The 3,616-nt window shown below is 48.7% G+C and carries 6 protein-coding genes and 1 tRNA gene; 3 read left to right on the top strand and 4 right to left on the bottom strand.

Features of this window, described 5'->3' with window-relative positions; genetic code table 11:
• Positions 1-176 (bottom strand): protein-L-isoaspartate O-methyltransferase (locus HY879_02605; protein ID MBI5602221.1); only part of this gene is annotated, 176 nt, incomplete at its 3' end.
• A 118-nt stretch (positions 177-294) separates the two neighbouring features.
• Between HY879_02605 and HY879_02600 the strand changes: the two genes are divergently transcribed.
• From HY879_02600 to HY879_02590, 3 genes are read left to right on the top strand one after another with little or no spacing between them, the layout of a single operon-like run.
• A complete protein-coding gene (locus HY879_02600) occupies positions 295-549 on the top strand; it encodes a hypothetical protein (protein ID MBI5602220.1) in 255 nt (84 codons plus the stop codon).
• A complete protein-coding gene (locus HY879_02595; protein MBI5602219.1) occupies positions 509-853 on the top strand; it encodes a hypothetical protein in 345 nt (114 codons plus the stop codon). The genes HY879_02600 and HY879_02595 overlap by 41 nt, the downstream gene beginning before the upstream one ends.
• 13 nt (positions 854-866) lie before the next feature.
• On the top strand, positions 867-1,793 hold the full coding sequence (locus HY879_02590; GenBank protein ID MBI5602218.1) for a carbohydrate kinase family protein: 927 nt from the start codon (positions 867-869) through the stop codon (positions 1,791-1,793).
• Between the two features lie 248 nt (positions 1,794-2,041).
• Here the strand turns inward: HY879_02590 and HY879_02585 are convergent, their stop codons facing one another.
• From HY879_02585 to tadA, 3 genes are all read right to left on the bottom strand, one after another.
• Entirely contained in the window at positions 2,042-2,227 is a 186-nt protein-coding gene (locus tag HY879_02585; GenBank protein MBI5602217.1) for a hypothetical protein, read from the bottom strand.
• 311 nt (positions 2,228-2,538) lie between these two features.
• A tRNA-Pro gene (locus HY879_02580) sits at positions 2,539-2,615 on the bottom strand.
• Between the two features lie 209 nt (positions 2,616-2,824).
• A partial coding sequence (tadA, locus tag HY879_02575; protein MBI5602216.1) for a Flp pilus assembly complex ATPase component TadA occupies positions 2,825-3,616 on the bottom strand: 792 nt, incomplete at its 5' end.

Genomic DNA, 3,616 nt, shown 5'->3' with positions numbered 1-3,616 from the left:
TGCCGGTCTCCGATAGGGACCGGATAATCGTTATAGGCCTCTCCCCAAAGGGCTTCTTCCATAAACAGGTGTCTGGGAACCTTGCCCATGGCCGCTAATACCCTTAGATCATTGATCCCCCGGGGAATAAGCTGCTCCCTGACCATTTTAGCCCGGGCCTTATTTAAGTCGATCATGACCACCTCATAATGAAATCGAAATAAAAATTTGTGCAAAAATAAATCGGATATGATATATATTCCTGATAAAGAATGAAGTGTCAATCAGATTTTTTTTCGAATACGGACTCCAAGTATGTCAGAGAAAATCAACCTAAAAAGAATCGGGAAAAAATTGGGCTTGATTTTCGTGGGGATGGTCGTCTTTTTATTGATCTCCATGGGAATCAAGGGAGTAGAATTCAAATTCCGGGTTTTTATGGCCCTTTTTGCCGGCTTATCGGCCTGGATGGGAATCATTACTCTGGTCATCTGGCTGTGGAAAGAAACCAGACAAGAGGAGTCAGATTATGAACCCGAGGACAAAGCCCGTTCGAATTCCAGCCAATAAAAACAGCGCGGAAGTCTTGCAGAAATTTATCAGCTTCTTTGAAGGCAAAGGCTGGCTCGACCAGACGCTGCGAATCAAACACCGTGACAAAAGATATCGTATTTATTGCAGTGAAACAGGATTCATGGCTTACCGGATAAACGATTATTGCGGTGTCTCTCCGGGTATCCCCGGATGGCCGGTGTGCTTTGTGACCCCTGACCAAATTATTGAAGATTCAGACATGTCGAAATTCTCATCGACCGAACCAGGCGTCTACGACTGGTTACAGTGTCTCATTGATGAGGAGATAGAACTGATCTAAAAGGTGAATGCTTGTGAATATCATAGTTTCCGGATCTCTGGCTTACGATCGAATCATGGATTTTCCAGGATACTTCTCGGAGCATATCCTCCCGGAGAAAATTCATGTTTTAAATATCTGCTTCCAGGTTAATGGGTTGAAGGAAAAATTCGGCGGGACCGCCGGCAATATCGCCTATTCCTTGTCCCTCATGGGCGAACGGCCTGAGATCTCCGCCACCTTCGGACAGGATTATCATAGATACCTGGACTGGTTGGCCCAAAAGGGGATCTCAACCCGGAACATTAAAATCATAGAAGATGAATTCACGGCCTGTGCTTACATTACTACCGATCAATCCGACAATCAGATTACCGGGTTTAACCCCGGCGCCATGAAACACTCTTCCTCCCTGGATTTCGACCAACTCAATCCCGGGAAGACTTTAATGATCGTCTCTCCCGGCAATCTGGAGGACATGGTGAACTACCCAATGCTTTGTAAGGGTAAAGGGATCGATTATATCTTTGATCCCGGTCAATCCCTTCCCATGCTGGATGCCCAAAACCTGCTCCAGGCCATAGAAGGCTGCCGGATTCTGATCTCCAATGATTATGAATTGGACCTGATCATGAAAAAAACCGGTTTAACGCAAGAAGGATTGGTCAGGCGGGCCGGGGCGGTCATTGTGACCCTAGGTGAACTGGGCTCAAAGGTCTTCACTCCGAACCAGGAAATACCTATTCCGGCTGTTAAACCGAGGCGGATAGAGGACCCGACAGGGGCCGGCGATTCCTACCGGGGCGGACTGATCAGCGGTCTGGTAAAATGCCTGGACATCGAACAATGCGCCCGGATGGGCAGTGTCTGCGCTTCCTTTGCGGTTGAAAGCTACGGCACTCAGGAATACAGCTTCAGCCCCGAAGAATTCAATCAGAGGCTTATGAGCTGCTCCGGATAAGGCGACAGAAGAGTTGCAAAGCTTTTTACTTTCTGTCCTCTCAACAGAAAGTAAAAATTATTCCTTTCCCCCAAAGGGAGTCTCTTATTAAGATCGGTAGATCGGCTCCCGGCCGGGAGCCTCTGCAAAAGCTCGACAAAGTCGACCGGACCGATCGACCTTTCCGTCCTTTGTGGCTTTGCGGTGAAAATAGTTTTTTAAAAAGCAAAACGAATACAATAAATTGAATTTGGGATTCCGGCTGGAGTTTACCCCGATTGATTAGACTTCCTGGGTTTGTTACTGCCTGCCGGACTGTTTTCAACCGGACAGGGCGCCCCTTTTTCAACGACCCTAAGCAGTATCCCGCAGAATACGCCATTTACCGCCAGACAGGCCGCATGTTGGGCTTTTTCATTATCGGCCTGTTCACATCTGAATGAACAGAATTTCATCAATTCTCCCTCCCCGGCATTCGTCATGGTGACGGACGTTTTTTTGTTCATCATATTAAACTAAACCATCATGTCCCACAAGGGGGCACCACAAAGCCAAAAAATTAGGTCCAAGGTTCAGGATTAAGGGTTAAGGGTTTTTACACCTGCAACTTGAAACTTGCAACTTTCGCTTCAACGCTCCCTGCCACCCGGCCCCCGATCCCTGATCCCTGAAGTTATTTTCTTGTTGAACAGTCCCGGCAATTCCCCTTCGAAAGAAAAAGGGGGTAATCCCCCATTTTTAGGTGGACCAACCCCCTTCAATTTTCTGGTCGGGACGACTGGATTTGAACCAGCGGCCCCCTGAACCCCATTCAGGTGCGCTACCAGACTGCGCTACGTCCCGATGGCATTGTTTGTACCATCTTTGAATGAAACTGTCAAGTTTTCCAATATTTTTTTTAGGACGCAGATTTTCTCCGATACCCGCTGATAATTATTCTATTAGCTCTTTAAAAAAATTTTGGCCATCTGCGTTTATCGCCGTCCAAAATACAAATCTCCATACAATCAAGATATATCGTTTTATTTCCCTTGGGCCTTGGGCCGTACACCTTAAACCTGTTCCGAACTCGACGCGCCCTGGCCGCAATAAGGGCAGGCCTGCCAGGAAGGTTGCAGCCTTTGACCGCAATCCCGACACTTCATGATCAACGGCCGGCAACAATGGGGGCAATAGGCAAAAAAATGTTCCACCGGGTTATAACAGGTTGGACAAAAACGGGCCCCCGCTTCATAGGGAATAACCCGCATCATTTCTTCCAGACAGACCTGACCAGCCTTGGCCTTAAGGAGACCGCAGGCCAGCAGGGTTTCCATACCTTCCTGAATGGCCAAATGCCGCAATTCCGTTTCCGGGGCCTTCATCAGGATCGCTTCCCGAAAAGCCGGAGTCACGGTGAGCATTTCGAAAAACCCTTCCCGACCGTTATACCCCTGATTGTTGCAGGCCGGACAACCTGACCCCTTGTAAAAGACATCCTCCTTCGGCAACCGCAAATGATACCGCTCCAGAAACTGGGGGTCGGGCTGATAGGGCATCCGGCAACAGGTGCAATTGCTTCGAATAAGTCTTTGCGATAGAATGCCTAATAAGCAGGAAGACAGGACATAAGGTTCAAATCCCAGGTTATAGAGGCGGGTGAGGGTGGAAACGGCGTCATTGGTATGGAGGGTACTGAAAACCAGATGGCCGGTAAAGGCCGCCCTCAAGGCCATCTGGGCCGTCTCCTCATCCCGGATCTCCCCCACCAGGATGACATCCGGGTCCTGTCTGAGAATGGAACGAAGGGTATTGGCAAAGGTCAGTCCCACCTTTTCAAAAACCTGGACCTGCGTCACCCCCTC

This window comes from Deltaproteobacteria bacterium (assembly GCA_016219225.1).
Taxonomy (GTDB): domain Bacteria; phylum Desulfobacterota; class RBG-13-43-22; order RBG-13-43-22; family RBG-13-43-22; genus RBG-13-43-22.
This window is presented reverse-complemented; position numbering and strand designations above follow the sequence as displayed.